The organism is Mannheimia sp. ZY171111 (genome assembly GCF_017750945.1).
GTDB lineage: Bacteria > Pseudomonadota > Gammaproteobacteria > Enterobacterales > Pasteurellaceae > Mannheimia > Mannheimia pernigra.
In genome coordinates this window covers 1,057,295-1,078,998 of record NZ_CP046532.1, presented here as the reverse complement: position 1 = coordinate 1,078,998, position 21,704 = coordinate 1,057,295, and the positions used below count along the sequence as shown (strand labels likewise).

The 21,704-nt window shown below is 38.3% G+C and carries 19 protein-coding genes; 8 read left to right on the top strand and 11 right to left on the bottom strand.

Going from position 1 to position 21,704, the window contains the following annotated elements:
* Nucleotides 1-2 precede the first annotated feature (2 nt).
* The 8 genes from atpD to GM698_RS05105 form a co-directional block, all read right to left on the bottom strand.
* Entirely contained in the window at nucleotides 3-1,376 is a 1,374-nt protein-coding gene (gene atpD, locus GM698_RS05140; protein ID WP_176807793.1) for a F0F1 ATP synthase subunit beta, read from the bottom strand.
* 20 nt (nucleotides 1,377-1,396) lie between these two features.
* On the bottom strand, nucleotides 1,397-2,263 hold the full coding sequence (atpG, locus tag GM698_RS05135; RefSeq protein WP_209289757.1) for a F0F1 ATP synthase subunit gamma: 867 nt from the start codon (nucleotides 2,261-2,263) through the stop codon (nucleotides 1,397-1,399).
* A gap of 26 nt (nucleotides 2,264-2,289) precedes the next feature.
* On the bottom strand, nucleotides 2,290-3,831 hold the full coding sequence (atpA, locus tag GM698_RS05130) for a F0F1 ATP synthase subunit alpha (protein ID WP_176807795.1): 1,542 nt from the start codon (nucleotides 3,829-3,831) through the stop codon (nucleotides 2,290-2,292).
* A 12-nt stretch (nucleotides 3,832-3,843) separates the two neighbouring features.
* A complete protein-coding gene (gene atpH, locus GM698_RS05125) occupies nucleotides 3,844-4,377 on the bottom strand; it encodes a F0F1 ATP synthase subunit delta (RefSeq protein ID WP_176809438.1) in 534 nt (177 codons plus the stop codon).
* A gap of 13 nt (nucleotides 4,378-4,390) precedes the next feature.
* Complete coding sequence (gene atpF, locus GM698_RS05120; protein WP_176807797.1) at nucleotides 4,391-4,861, bottom strand: F0F1 ATP synthase subunit B; 471 nt, start codon at nucleotides 4,859-4,861, stop codon at nucleotides 4,391-4,393.
* Nucleotides 4,862-4,922: 61 nt separating this feature from the next.
* Entirely contained in the window at nucleotides 4,923-5,177 is a 255-nt protein-coding gene (gene atpE, locus GM698_RS05115) for a F0F1 ATP synthase subunit C (RefSeq protein ID WP_005599073.1), read from the bottom strand.
* A 117-nt stretch (nucleotides 5,178-5,294) separates the two neighbouring features.
* A complete protein-coding gene (gene atpB / locus GM698_RS05110; protein ID WP_159628808.1) occupies nucleotides 5,295-6,083 on the bottom strand; it encodes a F0F1 ATP synthase subunit A in 789 nt (262 codons plus the stop codon).
* 24 nt (nucleotides 6,084-6,107) lie between these two features.
* On the bottom strand, nucleotides 6,108-6,491 hold the full coding sequence (locus GM698_RS05105; protein WP_176809437.1) for an ATP synthase subunit I: 384 nt from the start codon (nucleotides 6,489-6,491) through the stop codon (nucleotides 6,108-6,110).
* Between the two features lie 304 nt (nucleotides 6,492-6,795).
* Here GM698_RS05105 and GM698_RS05100 point away from each other — a divergent pair, with 304 nt between their 5' ends.
* Entirely contained in the window at nucleotides 6,796-7,434 is a 639-nt protein-coding gene (locus GM698_RS05100; protein ID WP_176810362.1) for a MerR family transcriptional regulator, read from the top strand.
* Nucleotides 7,435-7,536: 102 nt separating this feature from the next.
* Here GM698_RS05100 and rsmG read toward each other — a convergent pair whose 3' ends face one another.
* A complete protein-coding gene (gene rsmG / locus GM698_RS05095; RefSeq protein ID WP_176809436.1) occupies nucleotides 7,537-8,151 on the bottom strand; it encodes a 16S rRNA (guanine(527)-N(7))-methyltransferase RsmG in 615 nt (204 codons plus the stop codon).
* Nucleotides 8,152-8,401: 250 nt separating this feature from the next.
* On the opposite strand from rsmG, the gene GM698_RS05090 reads away from it, so the two are divergent.
* Both GM698_RS05090 and GM698_RS05085 read left to right on the top strand, forming a co-directional pair.
* Nucleotides 8,402-8,668 carry a hypothetical protein gene (locus GM698_RS05090; protein ID WP_209289756.1) on the top strand — a complete coding sequence of 89 codons (267 nt, stop codon included), beginning with the start codon at nucleotides 8,402-8,404 and terminating at the stop codon, nucleotides 8,666-8,668.
* Nucleotides 8,601-11,036: an AAA family ATPase gene (locus GM698_RS05085; protein WP_209289755.1), complete on the top strand. Its 2,436-nt coding sequence runs from the start codon at nucleotides 8,601-8,603 to the stop codon at nucleotides 11,034-11,036. The genes GM698_RS05090 and GM698_RS05085 overlap by 68 nt, the downstream gene beginning before the upstream one ends.
* A gap of 73 nt (nucleotides 11,037-11,109) precedes the next feature.
* Here GM698_RS05085 and mnmG read toward each other — a convergent pair whose 3' ends face one another.
* On the bottom strand, nucleotides 11,110-13,002 hold the full coding sequence (gene mnmG, locus GM698_RS05080) for a tRNA uridine-5-carboxymethylaminomethyl(34) synthesis enzyme MnmG (RefSeq protein ID WP_176809429.1): 1,893 nt from the start codon (nucleotides 13,000-13,002) through the stop codon (nucleotides 11,110-11,112).
* 452 nt (nucleotides 13,003-13,454) lie between these two features.
* On the opposite strand from mnmG, the gene GM698_RS05075 reads away from it, so the two are divergent.
* The 4 genes from GM698_RS05075 (at nucleotide 13,455) to GM698_RS05060 (ending at nucleotide 17,474) form a co-directional block, all read left to right on the top strand.
* Nucleotides 13,455-13,916 (top strand): YchJ family protein, encoded by a 462-nt coding sequence (locus GM698_RS05075; protein ID WP_176809428.1) that lies wholly within the window; start codon nucleotides 13,455-13,457, stop codon nucleotides 13,914-13,916.
* Between the two features lie 68 nt (nucleotides 13,917-13,984).
* Complete coding sequence (locus tag GM698_RS05070) at nucleotides 13,985-14,614, top strand: tellurite resistance TerB family protein (RefSeq protein ID WP_176809427.1); 630 nt, start codon at nucleotides 13,985-13,987, stop codon at nucleotides 14,612-14,614.
* A gap of 222 nt (nucleotides 14,615-14,836) precedes the next feature.
* Complete coding sequence (locus GM698_RS05065) at nucleotides 14,837-16,489, top strand: phospho-sugar mutase (protein WP_209289754.1); 1,653 nt, start codon at nucleotides 14,837-14,839, stop codon at nucleotides 16,487-16,489.
* 55 nt (nucleotides 16,490-16,544) lie between these two features.
* Complete coding sequence (locus GM698_RS05060) at nucleotides 16,545-17,474, top strand: nucleoside hydrolase (RefSeq protein ID WP_176807811.1); 930 nt, start codon at nucleotides 16,545-16,547, stop codon at nucleotides 17,472-17,474.
* A gap of 39 nt (nucleotides 17,475-17,513) precedes the next feature.
* Here GM698_RS05060 and recG read toward each other — a convergent pair whose 3' ends face one another.
* Entirely contained in the window at nucleotides 17,514-19,595 is a 2,082-nt protein-coding gene (gene recG, locus GM698_RS05055) for an ATP-dependent DNA helicase RecG (protein WP_209289753.1), read from the bottom strand.
* Between the two features lie 188 nt (nucleotides 19,596-19,783).
* On the opposite strand from recG, the gene htpG reads away from it, so the two are divergent.
* A complete protein-coding gene (gene htpG / locus GM698_RS05050; RefSeq protein WP_209289752.1) occupies nucleotides 19,784-21,667 on the top strand; it encodes a molecular chaperone HtpG in 1,884 nt (627 codons plus the stop codon).
* Nucleotides 21,668-21,704 lie beyond the last annotated feature (37 nt).

Below are 21,704 nucleotides of genomic sequence, written 5' to 3'. Positions count from 1 at the left end.
AATTACATCTGTTTTGCTCTTTCAACCACTTCGTCAATTGAACCTGCCATATAGAACGCTTGTTCTGGAATATGGTCGTATTCGCCTTCTAAAATGCCTTTAAAGCCACGGATGGTTTCTTTTAATGGAACGAATTTACCTGGTACGCCATTGAATACTTCCGCAACGTGGAATGGTTGTGAAAGGAAACGTTCAATTTTACGTGCACGAGCAACCAAACGTTTGTCATCTTCAGATAATTCGTCCATTCCCAAGATTGCAATAATATCTTTTAACTCTTTATAACGTTGTAATGTACCTTGTACATCACGAGCAACTCTATAATGCTCCTCACCAACCACTAATGGATCTAACTGGCGAGATGTTGAGTCTAATGGGTCAACCGCAGGGTAGATACCTAGTGATGCAATATTACGGCTTAATACGACTGTTGAGTCTAAGTGAGCAAAGGTTGTTGCTGGAGATGGGTCAGTTAAGTCATCTGCAGGAACATATACCGCTTGAACAGAAGTAATAGAACCTGTTTTAGTTGAAGTAATACGCTCTTGTAGTACACCCATCTCTTCTGCAAGAGTTGGCTGATAACCTACCGCAGATGGCATACGACCTAATAATGCTGATACTTCCGTACCTGCAAGGGTATAACGGTAGATGTTATCTACGAAGAATAAGACATCACGACCTTCATCACGGAATTTTTCCGCCATGGTTAAGCCAGTTAATGCGACACGCAGACGGTTGCCTGGTGGTTCATTCATCTGACCGTAAACTAGCGATACTTTATCTAATACGTTAGAGTCTTTCATTTCGTGGTAGAAGTCATTACCCTCACGAGTACGCTCACCTACGCCCGCAAATACAGAGTAACCGCTGTGCTCAATTGCGATGTTACGGATTAACTCCATCATATTTACGGTTTTACCTACACCCGCACCACCGAATAAACCAACTTTACCACCTTTCGCAAACGGGGCAACTAAGTCGATAACTTTGATACCCGTTTCAAGTAACTCGGTACTATTAGCTTGTTCTTCATAGCTTGGTGCTGCACGGTGAATTGTCCAACGCTCTTCTTCACCTATTGGGCCTGCTTCATCAATAGGCTCACCTAATACGTTCATAATACGACCTAGTGTTTTTGTACCTACAGGTACTTCAATCGCTTTATTCGTATTTTCAACTTTTAAGCCACGTTTTAAACCATCAGATGAACCAAGTGCGATACAACGAACCACACCGCCACCTAATTGTTGTTGAACTTCAAGCGTTAAGCCTGTTTCAACTTTTAATGCATCATAAACTTTTGGTACTGCATCTTGCGGAAACTCAACATCGATTACCGCACCGATGATCTGTACAATTTTTCCCGTTGCCATTACCGTTCCTCTATTCTGTGTTAAATTGCAGCGGCACCCGCGACAATTTCATTTAATTCATTCGTAATACTTGCTTGACGAGCCTTGTTATACACCAATTGTAACTCATTAATCAGATTACCCGCATTATCCGTTGCAGCTTTCATTGCCACCATTCTTGCTGCTTGTTCCGACGCTAGATTATCAACTACTGCTTGATATACCTGAGATTCTAAATAACGTACAAGTAAGCTATCTAATAACGCCTGTGGACTTGGTTCATAAATATAATCCCAAGAACCTGTTTGTTCTAATGAGTCATTTTCAATTTCCGGCAATGGAAGAAGTTTTTGTACTGTTGGTTTTTGAGACATTGTATTTACGAAGCGGTTATATGCCACATAAACTTCATCAATCTCACCGTCACGGAAGGCATTTACCATACCGTTTACAATACCGACTAAATTTTCCACTGCTGGTGTATCACTCAATCCGTTAAGATGACCTTTAATGTCTAATCCCATTGAGTTGAAAAAAGCAATACCTTTATTTCCAACTAAACTTAATTCAGGTTTAATACCTTGATCATCTTTTTCTTTCAACTCATTTAAAACTGCTTTAAATAAGTTTACATTCAAACCTCCGCATAATCCTCGATCAGTTGAAACCACTAAATAGCCAACTTTCTTTACTGGGCGAGAGGTAAGAAATGGGTGTTTATACTCAATGTTACCTTTGGCAATATGGCTAATTACCTTGCGAATACTATCTGCATACGGACGAGAAGCCGACATACGCTCTTGGGTTTTACGCATTTTTGATGCTGCAACCATTTCCATCGCTTTAGTAATTTTTTGTGTATTACGAACACTTGCAATTTTGGTTCTTATCTCTTTAGCACCTGCCATATTTTTTTCTCCGCTAAAAAGTTAGATTACCAAGCACTGTTCTTTTTGAAACTAGATAAAATCTCGTTCAATTTATCTTTAATTTCATCATTGAAATTACCCGATTTTGACAGTTCTTGCATAAACTCACCGTAGTTGCTTTCGGCATAAGCTAATAAATTAGACTCAAATGAACCTACACGCTCAACAGGTACATCATCAAGATAACCATATTCTGCTGCGGCTAGCGATAAACCTAACTGTGCTACAGACATTGGCTCGAATTGTTTCTGTTTAAGTAATTCAGTTACTTTTTGACCGTGTGAAAGCTGCTTACGCGTTGCTTCATCAAGATCTGATGCAAACTGTGCGAACGCTGCTAATTCACGATATTGTGCAAGTGCGGTACGAATACCACCCGCTAATTTCTTCACTAATTTAGTTTGAGCAGAACCACCCACACGAGAAACCGAGATACCTGGGTTTACCGCAGGACGAATCCCCGCATTGAATAAACCTGATTCTAAGAAAATCTGACCATCAGTAATTGAGATTACGTTAGTTGGAACGAATGCAGAAACGTCCCCTGCTTGAGTTTCAATGATAGGCAATGCAGTTAAAGAACCCGTTTGACCTTTCACCGCACCATTAGTAAAGCGTTCTACATAGTCTGCATTCACACGAGATGCCCGCTCTAATAAACGAGAATGTAGGTAGAAGACATCACCTGGGAATGCTTCACGACCTGGTGGACGGCGTAATAACAATGAAATTTGACGGTAAGCAACCGCTTGCTTAGATAAATCATCATAAACGATTAACGCATCTTCACCACGATCACGAAAATATTCACCCATAGTACAACCTGCATAAGGTGCAAGGTATTGCAATGCTGCAGATTCAGAAGCGGATGCCACCACCACGATAGTATTCGCTAATGCTCCGTGCTCTTCTAATTTACGCACCACATTTGCAATCGTTGATGCTTTTTGACCAATAGCAACGTAGATACATTTAATACCTGTATCACGTTGATTGATGATGGCATCAATTGCTAATGCCGTTTTACCTGTTTGACGGTCACCGATAATTAATTCACGCTGACCTCGACCGATTGGCACCATTGAGTCAACCGCTTTATAACCGGTTTGAACAGGTTGATCTACCGATTGACGGTCAATAACACCCGGTGCAATCACCTCGATTGGAGAGAATCCGTCATTTTCGATTTCACCTTTACCATCAATTGGCTGGCCTAAGGTATTTACTACACGACCTAATAAGCCACGACCAACAGGCACTTCTAAAATACGGCCTGTGCACTGTACTTCCATACCTTCTGCTAAATCTGCATAAGGTCCCATTACAACTGCACCGACAGAATCTCTTTCTAAGTTTAATGCAATCGCATAACGATTGCCTGGTAATGCAATCATTTCACCTTGCATTACATCAGATAAGCCGTGGATACGAATAACCCCGTCACTTACTGAAACGATTGACCCCGTACTTTGAGCTTCGCTCACTACATTAAATTGGGCAATACGCTTTTTAATCAATTCACTAATTTCTGTTGAATTTAGTTGCATTTTTTATTCCTCTTACAAGCTCAGCTCTTGACTTAAACGGTTTAGCTGTCCACGACTACTACCATCAATAACAACATCATCATAACGAATAATCACACCCGCAATTAATGAACTATCGACTGATGAAGTAATACGAACTTTTGTTCCGAGCCGCTTTTCCATCGCATTAGCAATTTTTGCTTCTTGTGCATCTGTTAACTTATCTGCAGAAACCACTTCAACATTTTTCACTGACTCATGTTCTGCTCTTAATTCTAAAAATGCATTCAATACAGCAGGTAATACCGCTAAACGCTTATTATCAGCCATAACACGAATGAAATTTTGCCCATATTGATCTAATTGTTCGCCACAAATATTGATAAACGTATCAGAAATTTGACCGCTTGCAAGTGATGAGTTAATAAAACTAGCTACTTGCTCATTATTAGCGACAGCTGCAGAAAACTGTAACATTTCCTGCCATTTATTCAATTGACCTTGTTCTAAAGCAAAATCGAAAGCTGCTTTAGCATAGGGGCGAGCTACTGTGCTTAATTCTGACATCTGCCCCATCCTCTTATAGTTCTGCAACTAGCTTATCAATAATATCGTTGTTCGCTGCAGCATCAACTGAACGCCCAACAATTTTCTCCGCACCAGCAATTGCTAATGCAGCCACTTTTTGACGCAGCTCTTCTTGAACACGTTTACGCTCGCTTTCGACTTCCGCATAGCCTTGTTCAATAATACGTTGACGTTCCACCTCAGCTTCTGCTTGTACAGATTCTAAAATTTCATTACGACGTTTTGTTGCCAAATCAATAATATTTTGTGCTTCTTCTCTCGCCTTAAGGATTTCTAAATCCGCGCTAGCTTTAAAATCAGCTTGCTCTTGTTTCGCTTTTTCAGCAGAAGCTAAAGCATTAGCGATATTTGCTTGACGCTCTTCGATAGCTCGAATAAGCGGTGGCCAAACATATTTCATACAGAACGCAACAAATAATGCGAACGCAATAAGCTGACCAATTAGTGTTGCATTTAAATTCACAACGCCCTCCTAAAAGTCGGTTAAAGTTATTCTGCTGAATAACGGTTAATCAAATCCCGACTTATTTCAATAAATCAATGAACGGGTTCGCAAAGATAAATAGTAAAGAGATACCTACTGCGATCATCGCAATAGCATCTAAAAGACCAGCAACGATAAACATTTTTGTTTGTAAGCTTGATGCTAATTCTGGTTGACGCGCTGATGACTCTAAAAATTTACCACCTAAAATCGCAAAACCGATAGCTGTACCAAGTGCAGCAAAAGCTAATAAAATTGAAGCACCAATAATTGTTGCTGTGATTACTGATTCCATAATGTTCTCCATTAAATTGAGGAATTAGCCCGAAGGCTAGGTTGTTGATAAAAGTAAATATTCAAACCGTTCAATTTTGCAAAATTTTACGAAAATCCAACGGATTGCAAGGTTAGTTTAATGATCCGCTTTATTATAAGCGATACTCAAATAAACAATCGTTAGCATCATAAAAATAAACGCTTGAAGCGTAATAACCAAAATATGGAAAATAGCCCAAACTAAGTGTAATGGAATACCTAACGCCTGAAGAGCGAAGTTATCAGCCATATACATTACTGCAATAAGGATAAAAATTAATTCACCTGCATACATATTACCAAATAAACGGAATGCCAATGATATGGGTTTTGCAAGTAAAGTAACTGTTTCTAAAATAAAATTGACAGGAATAAATGCCCAATGATTAAAAGGATGTAACGTATATTCTTTTACTAAACCACCAAAACCTTTAGACTTCACGGTATAAAATAAAATCAATCCGAATACACAAATAGACATTCCTAAGGTTGCACTAATATCTGCTGTAGGCACTGCACGTAAGTAATCAATACCGAAAAGATGTGCAAGCTGAGGTAAGAAATCGACTGGCACGAGGTCAATCGCATTCATAATAAATACCCAACAGAAAATTGTTAATGCAAGTGGAGCAATCATATTACGAGGTCCATGGAAGTTATCTTTAACTAAGCCATCTACCCATTCAATGACAATTTCAACAAAACATTGCAATTTACCTGGCTGACCCGAAGTTGCATTTTTCGCCACTCGAGAAAATACCCATAAAAAAATTGCACCTGCCACTAAAGAAAAGAACAGCGTATCTAAATTTACTGCCCAAAAACCATCACCTGTAGATAAAAAACTCAGATGGTGGCTAATATATTCTGCTGTCGTTCCAGCCATAACATATCCTTTTAACGTAAAAAATTAGTGGGTAAATCTACTTAATAAAAACGGGATCATATTATTTAATAATAATACGATAAAATACCCCATAAAAAACCACACAAAATCCATCGGAAAAACTAATTTAAAACAACCAATAATCAATAATATCGTCGCTAGCCATTTAAGTCCTTCGCCTCGATAGAAAGCGGTCATATTTGTCCGATCTTTTGCAGAATTTCTAAAGAAAACCCAATACACAAAAATAGCGTGAGGAACAAAACTAGACACAGTTCCAGCAATAAAGGAAATGGTGATATTCCCTTTATATAAAAATAGAAAAAAAGCGAAAGCCAATATAACGCCAACCTCAATTCCCAACGCCCTGCGATATTGTGATTTTGCTTTATTGATTACAGCAGACACATTTTACCCTTTTTGTTTGAGACAAATTTACCTTCACAATCAAGCTAATAATTAGCCACTGTTTAATCAACGGAAATTCGCCAGAAATTATACTTTACAAATCAAGAGTTGCAACCTAAAACTATTCAAAAATCGGCATTCTTCACATTTTTGAGAAAAAATGCTTATTTTTAGCAAAAAATTTAAAAATTTATTTAAAAAACGAACAATCTATTTTATTTTTACATTTAAAACTAAAAAGTTTTACTTTATACTTAATAAAAAACCAAACCAGAATACGACTATCAATAAAAAAGGAAAGATGATGATTAAAATGAATGACTTAGTGAAACTCACTAACACCCCAAAATCGACCATTTTATACTACATAAAAGAAGGTATTTTACCCGAACCTTATAAAGATAAACCAAATTTCCACCTTTATGATGAAAATAATGTAAAACTATTAGAATTTATTAAATACCTACAAACTAACTTTAATGCCACAATAGCGCAAATTAAGTTATTATTTGAGCAATCTCATTTTGATATAAACAACCCTTATGAAAGTTTAGCCCACTCTCTATCTCTGGTTATGGGGGCTGAAAATGAAACTTTTTCAACAAAAACACTCTGTGATGAGTTCAAAATAAGTGAGCAGACCCTCAACGAATATGTAGAAAAAGGTTTGCTAAACCCACAAAATGGTCTGTTTACCAGCAAGGAAAGGGACATTTTAGCCATCATCAATCGCTGTAATGAAACAGAATTAAATTTACTCCAAACGTATATGGAAGTGGCAAAGAAACTAGCTCAATTTGAAGTCAATATTACTTCTGAAAGCTTGGCAAATAGTGAGCTGAAAGAGGATAAATTAAAGCACCTTTTCGATATTCTCCTCGTATTAAAACCTTATTTGTTTAATATGGAAACCTTAAAAACTTATCAGCAAATAACTGAGTAAATTTAGTAAGCAATTGCTTTCTAAATTTACTTAATATAAAAATACAAGCGGTGTTTTTTGCTCACTTTTTTGCAAAAAGCTAGAGAAAAACCACCGCTTGTATTATGCTTTTTTCAACACAATCAAATGCCGCTCACCAACTAATTCGGGAATATTTAATTTAATCACATTAACTAAGTCTATTGGCTGATTAATTCCCGCCATTTCTTGCTCATCATAAACGCCTTTAAGAGCGTAAAATTTGCCGTGTTCATTTGGCAGATGATAGCACCAATCGATCATATCATTAAGAGAGGCGAAAGCACGGCTTAACACACCATCAAACTGGTTCGATGTGTATTCTTCTACTCGGCTAAGTACTGGCGTGACATTTTTAATCCCTAACTCACGCAACGCATTTTTAATAAAGGTGATACGTTTTCCTAAGCTATCAAGCAACACAAATTGTTTATCGGGGTTGGCTATTGCAAGCGGAATACCAGGTAATCCAGGCCCAGTTCCTACATCAATAAAATTTTCACCCTGCAAATGGCGGCTAACCACAAGGCTATCCATTATATGTTTCACTAACATTTCATCAGGGTTGCGAACAGAGGTGAGGTTATAGGCTTTATTCCATTTATCTAATAAACGGACAAACCCAACCAACTGTTCTTTTTGCTGATCGGTCAAATTTATTTCAGCTTGGGCTAACAAGCGGTCTAATTTTTCTAACATTTTGTAAATCTTACTCCCAGTTGGAACAATAAACATAACCCCTTATAAAATGAGTCGAATAGACTAACCTAAAAGCGACCCTATAACAAGCTGTAGCTTTTATAATCTATTTTATAACTCCCCACCGTTCCTCTTATATAGCATTTTTCTTTTATGCTACTATTCTATCAACCTGTATATATAAACACTTTTATTTTATTCCATTTTTTGTAGAATTGAATTTATTAACCTAGTTATTTTGGAGTCAACAATGAATACTGAAAGAATCCGTAATGTAGAAGTCTATTCCCATAATGAACAACACAAAATCGTAGATAAAGAGCAATTTGTAAAAGAATTAGTTAACAATCTTCCATACAAAAATACTGCAATAAAGTTGTTTTTTATCCATAATCCAAGAATTGCAGGTATGATTAATACTGATATTGATCTTTTATTGATTATGGCTGTTGAAAACAGAGAAAGAAATTTTCTTACAATCAATCAATCAATCAATCAATCCAAAATATTTCAATAATCTGATTATCCCAATCAAATTTTATCAAGATTTTAGCGATAAAATTATTACCTTTCCCAAAAATACATCAAAAGCCTATAATATTCTTATCTCCGATGATATGGAATTGGATATAGGAACAGAAATTGATGAACTGTACTGGAAAACCAAAAATTATCTAGAAAAAATATTTTCAAAAGCTCTAAATAAAGAAGATTTATCTGAATTTTCAATATCCCCTTATCCAATCATTTGGATAACCAGCCCTAATGAAAATTATGATTTCAGATACGAAAATGTAATTTATGCACCTAAATTTGGTTGGGAGGAATTATTTGCTTATTTAAAATGGGTTAAATTTGAAAGGAAGAGTTTTTATTCTGTTTATCACTGGTCAAGAGAAGAAAGCAAAAATAAAAAAGAAAACTATCAGCTTATAGATAAGCAAATTACACTATTAATTGAACAGTTAGAAAAAGATAACAAAATTGGTAACCTAACCAAGAAAAAGATCGATCGATTAAATGCTAGATATAGCGAAGATCAAAAAATCTATGAGACCTATCTTTCTGAACAAACGCAGAATAATCACGATGACTATAATGACTTATTAAGTTTGTTTGAAGACATATCTGCACCTAAAAAACAAACCAAATTACCTGCTCGCATTCGTGCAGAAAAAGAGTTGGATAAAAATTTAATTGTTATTAGCGGAAAAGCGGGTTCAGGAAAAAGTTTTGAAATTCAAACATTGATGAAAAAGTGTTACGAACGCTCACAGGAAGAAGGAGCTGTATCTTTACTTTCTGGCTACTATTTAACATATAATCAATTACTGGCTAAAGAAATACGATTATTAACCAATCAATACCAATTTAATAATCGCAGAAAAACAGCAGTGAGAACTCTCCATCATTTTTTTTGGCGTCTATCTGTTAAAGGACTTCGAATTTTAACTATAATGACAACTAAACGGAGAGAACAATTAAACAAGATACAGGAACAGCGTTATACCCTATTCAGAAATACGATATCTTCGTTAAAAAAAGAAAACATAGATCTGGACACAGATATTATATTAACACATTTCTCTCTACCTGATAGAGAATACATTTTAATTTTTACTGATCATTTTAATAAAAAAAGAAATACAAAATTAGCTAATAAGGCAGACTTGTTAAAATTCTTGGACGATTACCATAACAACAACTTAAAAAGCTTACAAAAAAATATAGAAAACAATACTTTCTTACAAGATTATTATCAGGTATTAAGATATATTCTCCTTGCGATAAATAATCCCCAAAAGCTCTATGAAGAGTTAGAAATTGATCAAATGAGTGATGATGAATGGAAAAAAGTTATTCATGACATACGTTATGAATATAAAGCAGATTATAAAAAAACACCAGAAGATTTTATCGAAATGGTAAATCGTTCTTTAAGAGGAACCCGAGGAAGAGGAAAGGTACTATTCATCGATGAAGCACAAGATTGCCACGAGCTAGAGCGAGATATTCTACTATCAATGTGGCAACAACGTAATATTGTGGTTGCAACAGGCGGAAGGGAACAGCTCATTCGCCACAATAAAGAGTGTAATTGGGCATTTAATGGAGAATTAAAACGCCCTATTCATAATATTATTTCGATAGAGAAGAAAAATAAAACATACCGAATGAAGCCTGCATTGGTTAAATTATGCAATTTTATAGCTGCCGAATTTCAGATAAAACTAGATCTTTCTGCACATAATACGAAAACAGACGATGAAGGAAGTGTTATTATTGAGTTACACGATCCAAATTATCATAATTTAAAACATAAAGTGACGTATTTACAGGAAAACGGTAAGAAAAATAAATTATCTCCTTATGAAAGTATTTTATTTATGGCTGAATCTGGCTCAGATATTTTTGAAAAGATAGAAGATTCTAATAAAAAGATGAAAATCGATGAACATAACAATCTCCATTATTCTGAAAATAAAATAAAAACATCAAAACTGTCTAAATATACTGATATACCAAAAGAAAATCTCTATTTTCATAATCAAACAAATAGCGAATATAATGATAACGATGAAGAGCAGGATTTAATTCATGATACTTATCGAGTCATTTGCTATGAGTCTTGCCGTGGTTTGGAGGCTTGGTCAACGGTCTGTTTAGATTTAGACTTATTTTACCAACGTAAATATGATGAAGAGATTGCTGCTACTTATTTAAGTGATGATCTTTTACTGACCCTTGAAGAACGTAAAGAAAAATATGCAGCAAATTGGGTATTGATGGCATTAACCCGAGCAATGGATACCGTTTATATTCATCTTAACGATGCTAACTCTAAATTGGGAAAAATTTTACAAAAATATATTGCTGAAAATTAAGACTCTAAAATACAAGCGGTTAATTTTCCATCTCTTTTTGCAAATAAAACTAAAAAATCAACCGCTTGTATCATTACAACTCACCTCGTTTCAACATTCCTTGTTTTTTCAAATTCACCAGAAGAATGGAGATTGCCGCAGGCGTAATGCCTGAAATGCGGCTGGCTTGTCCGATGGAAACAGGCTTATGTTGCATCAATTTAGCACGCACCTCGTTAGATAAACTGTCCACTTTGTCGTAATCAAACTCTGGCGGAATTTGGGTATTTTCGTGGCGTTTATGGCGTTCAATTTCGTTGTATTGATGTTCGATGTAGCCTTGATATTTAATTGCAATTTCCACCTGTTCCGCAGCTTGTTTGTCTTCAATTGCTGGAGCAAACGGGGCAATTTGTGTCAATTTTTCGTAGCTCATTTCAGGGCGGCGAATTAAGTCTTCTCCGCTGGCTTCTCGGGTAAGTGGCGTGCTTAATAACGCATTGAGTTCACTTAGATTTGGCATTTGTAAATGAGCCCAAATCTGTTTTAAACGGCTACGTTCTTGCTCAATCGCTTCCATTTTTTGGTTGAAACGCACCCAGCGGGCTTCGTCAATTAAGCCTAATTCGTGAGCAATCGGCGTTAAGCGAATATCCGCATTATCTTCACGCAATAATAGACGGTATTCCGCACGAGAAGTGAATACACGGTATGGCTCTTTTGTGCCTAGCGTGCAGAGATCGTCCACCAATACGCCTGTATAAGCTAAATCACGGGTAGGGAACCAAGATTCCTTGCCTTGAACTTGTAATGCCGCATTAATGCCAGCTAATAAACCTTGTGCTGCCGCCTCTTCATAACCTGTAGTGCCGTTGATTTGCCCTGCGAAGAATAAGCCGTCAATGGCTTTGGTCTCTAAAGTTGGTTTTAAGTCTCGTGGGTCGAAATAGTCGTATTCAATTGCATAGCCTGGTTTGATAATGCGGGTATTTTCCAAGCCTTTCATCGAATTTACGATCCCCATTTGCACGTCAAACGGCAAGCTGGTGGAGATCCCGTTTGGATAGACTTCAATCGTGTTTAAACCTTCAGGTTCTAGGTAGATCTGGTGGGAATTGCGATCCGCAAAACGCATCACTTTATCTTCAATAGATGGGCAATAACGTGGACCAATGCCTTCAATAATACCGGTGTACATAGGACTGCGATCGAGATTTGAACGGATCACCTCGTGGGTTTGTTCATTCGTATGCGTAATGTAGCAAGGGATCTGACGAGGATGTTGCTCAACCGATCCCATAAAAGACATTACAGGCAATATTTCATCACCGTGCTGCTTTGCCAATACCTCAAAATTAATAGTACGTGCATCTAAACGTGGTGGCGTACCTGTTTTTAAGCGATCTACACGCAAATTCAGATCACGCAAGCGATCTGCCAACATCGTAGCGGCTGGATCGCCGGCACGCCCACCTGCATAGTTATCTAACCCAATATGGATCTTACCCGCTAAGAAAGTTCCTGCGGTTAAAACCACTGAACGAGCTTTAAAGACCAACCCCATTTTAGTGACTGCACCAACCGCACGGTTATTTTCTATTAAAATATCAACAACTTCTTGCTGAAAAATATCTAAATTAGGTTGGTTTTCTAATGCTGTACGCACCGCATTACGGTAAAGCACACGGTCAGCTTGGGCACGAGTAGCCCGTACAGCAGGGCCTTTTGAGCTGTTTAACGTGCGAAATTGGATCCCTGCCATATCGGTAGCCATTGCCATTAAACCACCCATAGCATCGATCTCTTTGACTAAATGTCCTTTACCGATCCCACCTATCGCAGGATTACAAGACATTTGACCTAAAGTATCTACATTGTGGGTCAAAAGTAACGTTTTTAACCCCATACGGGCAGGAGCTAGAGCGGCTTCTGTACCAGCATGTCCACCACCTACGACAATAACATCGTAAATTTGGTTATAAATCATATATTGCCTTTTTATCTAAAAATACTGTTCTAAAATAAACGCATATTCTAGCGTAAAAAGGGATCGTCAGGGAAATGGATTTTGATGAAAAGGATCATTTGTAGCCGATATAAATATAATATAGATCTATATAAAGATCTTTATTGTTACTCTTATTAGATCGAGCTATTTAGGTGAATAACCGATCTTTTTTATTAGAAACAATGAGTTAGATGAAAAATTAGGCGTGGATAGATCGCATAAATAGAAAAATTAACTTGTGGATAAAACCCAATGTTATCCACAAGAGATAAAATGAATGTGCTTTATAACGTAAAACTCTCAAATAATTCAGTCTTTTTTCATAAGTTATCCACAGAGGGTATGTCACGATTTTGAAGTTCAATTTCTTTTTTATGATTTCTCAAGTAAAATTTAGCATCATTAATGAATATGCAAAAAAGTGAGAAAAAATGACCGCTTGTTATTGCCAATCGGGCAAAGATTATACGCAATGTTGTGAGCCTTTTCATTTAAGAGACAAAATCCCAGAAACGGCAGAGCAACTAATGCGTTCTCGTTATTCTGCTTATCAGTTGGTCAATATTGCGTATATTGTAGAAACAACAGTACCAAATCAGCAAAAATTTCTTGCTCAACGAGCAATGAAAGAATGGGGAGAGAGCACAAAATGGGCTGGGTTACATATTGTGAAACATTTGCCTAATCTCTCTAAAATACATAGTCAGGTTGAATTTAAAGCCTTCTTTGAAACAGAAGATGGTAGGCAAGTTCATCACGAAATATCACTGTTTGTAAAAATAGAATATCAATGGTTTTTTGTTGATCCTACCGTTTCTTTGCCTAACCAAAAGCAATCTTGTATATGCGGTTCAGGCAAAAAATTTAAACATTGTTGTGGTTATTATCTCTAGTTAATGGAACTCTTTTTAAACCGAAAAGACTAAATAAATGCGATTTACTTACTAATGAGGAACAAAAAATGGATTTCAGTAAAATTTTAAGCCAAGTATTAGAGATGGCAAAAGATGCAACAACGAATGGATTAATTAAAGGTAACACTAAAAATGATCAGATTGCTAAAGTAGGTGGAGCAGCAGCGGCTCTTGGCCTTATTTCAATGTTGTTTGGGCGTAAAGGTGGTTCAGGTTTAGCTAAATTAGGCTCTTTGAGTGCATTAGGTAGCCTTGCTTATCAAGCTTATAAAAAATACCAAGAACAAAATGGGACCGCTTCTACATTAAGTCAAAATGAATTTGCAGAAATAGATTCTCACGCAGCGAGTAAAGTTATTTTACAAGCAATGATTGCAGCCGCAGCTGCAGATGGTGCAATTACTGAAGATGAAAAAGCGGCAATAGTTGCTCAAGTATCACAAGATACCGAAATATTGGACTGGATGAACCAAGAAATGAATAATCCAGCAAGTGTAGAAGACATTGCTCGTCAAGTTGGAAATGATCAAGCTTTAGCTACCCAAGTTTATCTTGCCGCTAGAGCAGTATGTACAAACTTAGTGCGTAAAGAAATTATCTTTTTAGCAAACTTAGCAAAAGCTTTAGGTTTACCAGATGGATTGGTTGAACAATTAGAAAAAGATGCTGGTTTCTAAATGTAGCACTAAATGTTAGCAACAAGCGGTTATATTTTGAGAGTTTTTTGCAAAAAACTGATGAAATATAACCGCTTGTTCTTTTGTCACTATATAAAAAATAAGTAAACGTTTGCCTGATTTTTATTTGATAACTCGATCACAAAAAAACAAATAAATCCTTTAAAACAAAGGCTCTTTGAGTTAGTCTAAATATTATTTTAAATTTAAAAGGAGTAAAAAATGACTATTTTCCAAATTGCTCAAAATTGGTTGGAGCAAGATCCTGATTTAGAAACCCGTGCGGAATTAGAACAGTTAATTCAAGCCGCACAATCAGATGAAAAAGCGAAAGAAGAATTGGAAGCTCGCTTTTGTGGTCGCCTACAATTTGGAACCGCAGGTTTGCGTGGTAAATTACAAGCAGGCTCTCAAGGTATGAACCGTGTGTTAGTTGCTCAAGCCGCTGGCGGATTAGCAGCTTTTATTAAAGAGTATGATAAGGCTCCTTCTATTGTGATTGGTTATGATGGGCGAAAAAATTCTGATGTATTTGCTCGTGACACCGCAGAAATTATGGCTGCAGCAGGCATTAAAACCTATTTACTTCCTCGCAAATTACCTACACCTGTGCTTGCCTTTGCTATTCAATATTTTGACACGACAGCTGGTGTAATGGTAACCGCAAGCCACAATCCACCTGAAGATAACGGCTACAAGGTTTACTTAGGTAAAGCAAATGGTGGCGGACAAATTGTTTCCCCTGCTGATAAAGAGATTGCAGCATTAATTGATAAAGTGGCAAGTGGCAGTATTGCTGATTTACCGCGTAGCCAAGATTTCACCGTGTTAGATGATGAAGTGGTAAATAAATATATTGAAAAAACCGCCTCGCTTGCAACACAGCCAAAAGCGGAGATCAACTACGTTTACACCGCAATGCACGGTGTGGGTTATGAGATATTAAGCAAAACCTTAGCCAAAGCAGGATTGCCGCAACCCCATTTAGTCGATGCACAAATTCAGCCTGATGGCTCATTCCCAACGGTAAACTTCCCTAATCCAGAAGAAAAAGGTGCGTTAGATTTAGCTATTGAGCTTGCTAAAGAGAAAAATGCTGAATTCATTATTGCAAATGACCCCGATGCGGACCGTTTAGCGGTTGCAATACCAGATAGAGAAGGTAACTGGAAGTCTCTTCACGGTAATGTGATTGGTTGTTTCTTAGGTTGGTATTTAGCGAAGCAGTATCACGCACAAGGTAAAAAAGGCGTGCTGGCTTGTTCATTAGTTTCTTCCCCTGCTTTAGCCGAAATTGCGAAAAAATATGGATTAGACTCAGAAGAAACTCTAACAGGCTTTAAATATATCGGTAAAGTGGATAACCTATTATTTGGTTTTGAAGAAGCCCTTGGCTATTTGGTTGACCCAGATAAAGTACGTGATAAAGATGGTATTTCAGCGGCAATTATGTTTTTGGATTTAGTTTGCAGCTTGAAAAAAGAGGGCAAAACGCTGGCAGATTACACCGCAGAATTTGTGAAAGAATTTGGGGCTTATGTAAGCGGTCAAATTTCAATCAGAGTAAGCGATTTATCGGAAATTGGTAAATTAATGGCAGCATTACGTAATCATCCACCTGCAGACATTGGTGGATTTAAAGTGGCTGAATTTATCGATCATACTAAAACGACACGTCAAAATGATATTTTAGTTTTTGTTTTAGAAAATGGTAGCCGCTTAATTGCTCGCCCTTCAGGCACAGAACCGAAAATTAAGTTCTATCTAGATGCTCGGGGTACGGATGCAAAAAATGCAGAAGAGGTATTGAGCCAATTTGACGAAAGTGTCCGCACATTGCTTCGCCAAGATCAGTACGGTAAACAAGATTGTTAATAATCTATAAATATAGGGAGAGCATTGCTCTCCTTTTTTGAAGGAGATGAATGATATGGCACAAAAAATTATTTTAGACTGTGATCCTGGGCACGATGATGCGATTGCAATGATGTTGGCGTGGGGAAATCCGAATATTGATTTATTAGCAGTTACCACAGTGGTTGGGAATCAAACCTTAGAGAAGGTTTCTCGCAATGCGTTAGCAGTAGCAGAAATTGCCAATATCCGCACTATTCCTTTTGCGAAAGGCTGTCCTCGTCCATTAGTGAGAGAAGTAGAAAATGCCCCAGATATTCATGGTGATTCTGGTATGGATGGCCCTGTTTTGCCGGAATCTACAATGCAATTTGAGGAAAAGCACGCAGCACAATTAATTATTGATTTAGTAATGTCCCATCCTGAAAAAAGTATTACACTCGTCCCAACGGGTGGGTTAACCAATATCGCCTTAGCTGCTCGCTTAGAGCCTCGTATTATTGAACGAGTAAAAGAAGTGGTGTTAATGGGTGGGGGCTATCACACGGGTAACTGGAGTGCCGTAGCGGAATTTAATATAAAAATTGATCCAGAAGCTGCTCATATCGTATTTAATGCGGGTTGGAAAGTGACGATGATAGGCTTAGATTTAACTCATCAAGCTCTAGCAACGCCAGATGTGGTAGAACGTTTTAAAGCATTAAATAGCAAGCCAGGGCAATTTGTGGTTGATTTATTAGCGTTCTTCTCCAAAATGTACAAACAAGCCCAAGATTTTGATGCTCCACCAGTTCACGATGCTTGTGCAGTGGCTTATGTCATAGATCCAAGTCTAATTGAAGTGCAACAAGTGCCAGTCAGTATTGAGTTAACAGGTACGCATACGTTAGGGATGACTGTCGCTGATTTTCGCTATCCACCCAAAAAATGTAATACTTGGGTAGCGAAAAAACTAGATAAAGACCGTTTTTGGGATTTGGTGATTGATGCGGTAAAACATCTATAATAGAAATAAGGCTGAGATTTTTCAGCCTTATTCATTTAATTAAGCATTCGTATATTCTGCCTTATTATCTAACCATCTCTTAATCAACGCTTGTGCAAGCGGTTGATTTTCGCTAATAATTTGCTTAGCGTAGTGTTGAACTAGCGGGATTATTTTACGGTCTCGCATCAAATCCGCCACTTTAAATTCTGCCATTCCAGTCTGCTTGGTGCCTAATATTTCCCCAGTGCCACGAATTTCTAAATCTTTTTCGGCAATGTAGAAACCGTCTTGGCTATCCCTCATAACCTGTAACCGTTTGCTAGAAATTTTGCCGAGAGGTGGTTTATACATCAATACACAGTGAGAGGCAGTTGAACCACGCCCAACTCGACCTCGTAATTGGTGCAGTTGAGCTAATCCTAACCGTTCAGAGTTTTCGATGATCATCAAACTCGCATTCGGTACATCAACACCTACCTCAATCACAGTGGTGGCAACCAATAAATCTAAATTAGCGGATTTAAATTCCGCCATAATATCCTGTTTTTCTTGCGGTTTCATTCGTCCATGTACTAAGCCAATGCGTAAATCAGGCAACGCTCGCTGCAAATCTTCCGCAATTGCGGCAGCAGCTTGGGCTTCTAGCACTTCCGATTCATCAATCAGTGTGCACACCCAATAGGCTTGGCGATTTTCTTGTTTACAGGCTTGGTAAACTCGCTGCACAATTTCCGCTCGCCGATCTTCTGAAATCACTACGGTAGTAATAGGCGTTCTGCCTGGTGGTAGCTCATCAATAATAGACGTATCTAAATCAGCATATACTGTCATTGCCAGTGTGCGTGGAATCGGGGTTGCAGTCATAATGAGTTGGTGCGGATACACATTCCCTTTCGCTCCCTTTTCACGCAGAGTTAAGCGTTGATGTACCCCGAAGCGGTGTTGCTCATCAATAATGACTAAAGCTAAATGATGAAACGCCACATTTTCTTGGAACAGGGCGTGCGTACCGATAATCATCTGCACATCTCCGTTTTTTATCGCTTCTAATTGAGCCATTCTTGCCTTGCCTTTCACTTTGCCAGCGAGCCAGCCTACCTTAATACCGAACGGATGGAGCCAATTTGCAAAATTACTAGCATGCTGTTCGGCAAGAATTTCAGTCGGTGCCATCAGTGCAACTTGTTTGCCGTTATCAATTGCTAGTAAGGCAGCAAGAGCCGCAACAAGGGTTTTACCCGAACCTACATCACCTTGTACTAAACGCATCATCGGATTTGAATGAGCTAAATCTTGCTCAATATCTGCGGTCACTCGGCTTTGGGCATTGGTCGGCTGAAAAGGTAAACTTGCCAAAAAGCGTTGCTTAATGTCGGTTTTATACCGTAATGCTTCCGCACATTGCTGTTTTACCCCCAAGCGAAGTTGCTGCATTGCCAAATTATGAGCCAGTAATTCTTCAAAAATTAACCGTTTTTGAGCTGGATGTTCGCCTTTTTCTAATACCTGTGCGGAAATAGTGGGTGGCGGACGGTGCAACAACTGCAACGCCTCTTTTAAACTATATTGGTGTGGATTGTATTCATCGGGCAGAAGTTCGGCAACGTTCACTTTTTCCAATAACGCCAGAGCTTGCTCGGTTAGTTTACGAAGTGAGGCTTGCTTTAAACCTTCGGTGGTGGGATAAATCGGCGTCAGCGTTTCTGCCAACTCAAGCGGTTGATTATTACGGATAATTTGATATTCAGGGTGATGAATTTCTGCCATAAATCGCCCACGTTTTACTTCACCAAAGGCTTTTACTCTAACACCTGTGGCAAAACTGTTTTTCATTCCTGCATTGAAATTGAAAAATTTGAGCATAATTTTGCTCGTGCTGTCAGAAAGTGTGACGGATAAAATCGGACGGCGACCAAACTGCACTTCGGTGAGCTGAACATACCCCTCAATGGTGCAGTAACTTTCAGGGCGAATGTCTGCAATTGGGGTAATACGAGTACGATCTTCGTATCTGATTGGCAGATGAAATAGCAAATCCTGCACATTATTAATGCCGATACGGCTCAGTTTTTCCGAAATTGCCGCCCCCACGCCCGAAAGGGCAGTTAACGGTACGCCATCTAATAGTTGTTCGCTCATAGTGTTATTCAAATCATCATTACTGGAAACAAGTATAAGGGTTAAATCAGGTTTTCTCTATTTTTTAATCATTTTTCTTGCATACAAGCGGTATTTTTTTCTCTCATTTTTTGCAAAAAATCTTGAAAATTTGACCGCTTGCCCCATCTAGTTTCTGTTTTTTTAATGTTAAATAAAAGGAATACACAATGGCAAATCAAGAAACTCGTGGCTTCCAGTCGGAAGTGAAGCAACTTTTACAGTTGATGATTCATTCTCTTTACTCTAACAAAGAAATTTTCCTGCGAGAGCTGATTTCAAACGCCTCAGATGCCGCAGACAAGCTTCGTTTTAAAGCACTCTCTGATTCTTCTTTATACGAGGGCGATGGCGAGTTGCGTGTGCGGGTGTCGATTGATGACACTCTCGGTACTATTACCATTGCCGATAACGGTATTGGAATGACTCGTGAGCAGGTGATTGAGCATTTAGGTACGATTGCAAAATCAGGCACCAAAGAGTTTTTAAATGCTCTGGGTGCAGATCAAGCGAAAGACAGCCAGCTTATTGGGCAGTTCGGTGTGGGCTTTTACTCATCGTTTATTGTGGCGGATAAAGTCACGGTAAAAACTCGTGCCGCAGGCGTGCCTGCTGAGCAAGGGGTGATTTGGGAATCAGCCGGAGAGGGCGAATATACCATTGCTGATTTTGAGAAAGCAGATCGTGGTACGGAAATCATTCTGCATTTGCGTGAAGAAGAAAAGGCATTTTTAAACGAATGGCGTTTGCGTGAGATTATCGGTAAATACTCCGACCACATCGGCTTAGCGGTGGAAATTCAAACCAACGAATACGATGAGGAAGGTAAACCAAGCGGTCAAAAATGGGAAAAAATTAACAAAGCCCAAGCTCTTTGGACTCGCTCGAAAAACGAGATTTCAGACGAGGAATATAAAGAGTTCTACAAGCACATTAGCCATGATTTTGCTGAGCCATTGCTTTGGTCGCATAACAAGGTTGAAGGAAAGCAAGAGTACACCAGCTTGCTTTATATACCAAGCAAAGCACCCTGGGATTTATTCCAACGTGAGCAGAAACACGGCTTAAAACTCTATGTGCAACGAGTCTTTATTATGGACGATGCAGAAGTGTTTATGCCTAATTACCTGCGTTTTATGCGTGGTCTGTTAGACACTAACGACCTACCGCTAAATGTCAGCCGTGAAATTCTGCAAGAAAACCGTGTTACGCAATCGCTCCGCTCCTCTTTAACTAAGCGTGCATTGCAGTTACTGGAAAAACTAGCAAAAGATGATGCAGAAAAATACGCTCAATTCTGGAAAGCGTTTGGCTTAGTGCTGAAAGAGGGCGTGGGTGAAGATTTTGCCAACAAGCAACAGGTGGCAGGCTTGCTCCGTTTTGCTTCAACGCACTCAGATTCTAGCGAACAAGCGGTCAGTTTTGCTGATTATATTGCAAGAATGAAAGCGGGGCAGAAAGCAATTTATTTCTTAACAGCAGATAGTTATCAAGCGGCTAAAAATAGCCCACACTTAGAGTTGTTTAATAAAAAAGGTATTGAGGTGTTGTTGCTTTCCGAACGCATTGATGAGTGGGTAGTTAGCCATTTGACAGAGTTTGATGGCAAACCATTGCAAAGCATTACCAAGTCTGATTTAGACTTAGGCGACCTTGCTGACAAAGCGGAAGATGAAACCCAAAAAGCCCAAGAGGCAGAGTTTGGCTCATTCTTAGAACGCGCAAAAGGCTACTTTGGTGAACGGGTGAAAAATGTGGTACTCACTCATCGTTTAACGGATACACCTGCAGTGGTTTCAACTGATAGCGATGAAATGACCACTCAAATGGCAAAACTGTTTGCTGCAATGGGGCAACAAGCACCAGAAGTGAAATATACTTTCGAGCTAAACCCAGATCACACAATGGTGAAAAAAGTCGCGGATATTGCAAGTGATGATGAGTTCAATGAGTGGATTGAATTACTATTTGAACAAGCGTTATTGGCAGAACGAGGCACGCTAGAAAATCCGATTGCATTTATTAAGCGAATAAATAAGTTATTAAATGAATAACTCAAATAAAAATCCACCTCAAAGGTGGATTTTTTAG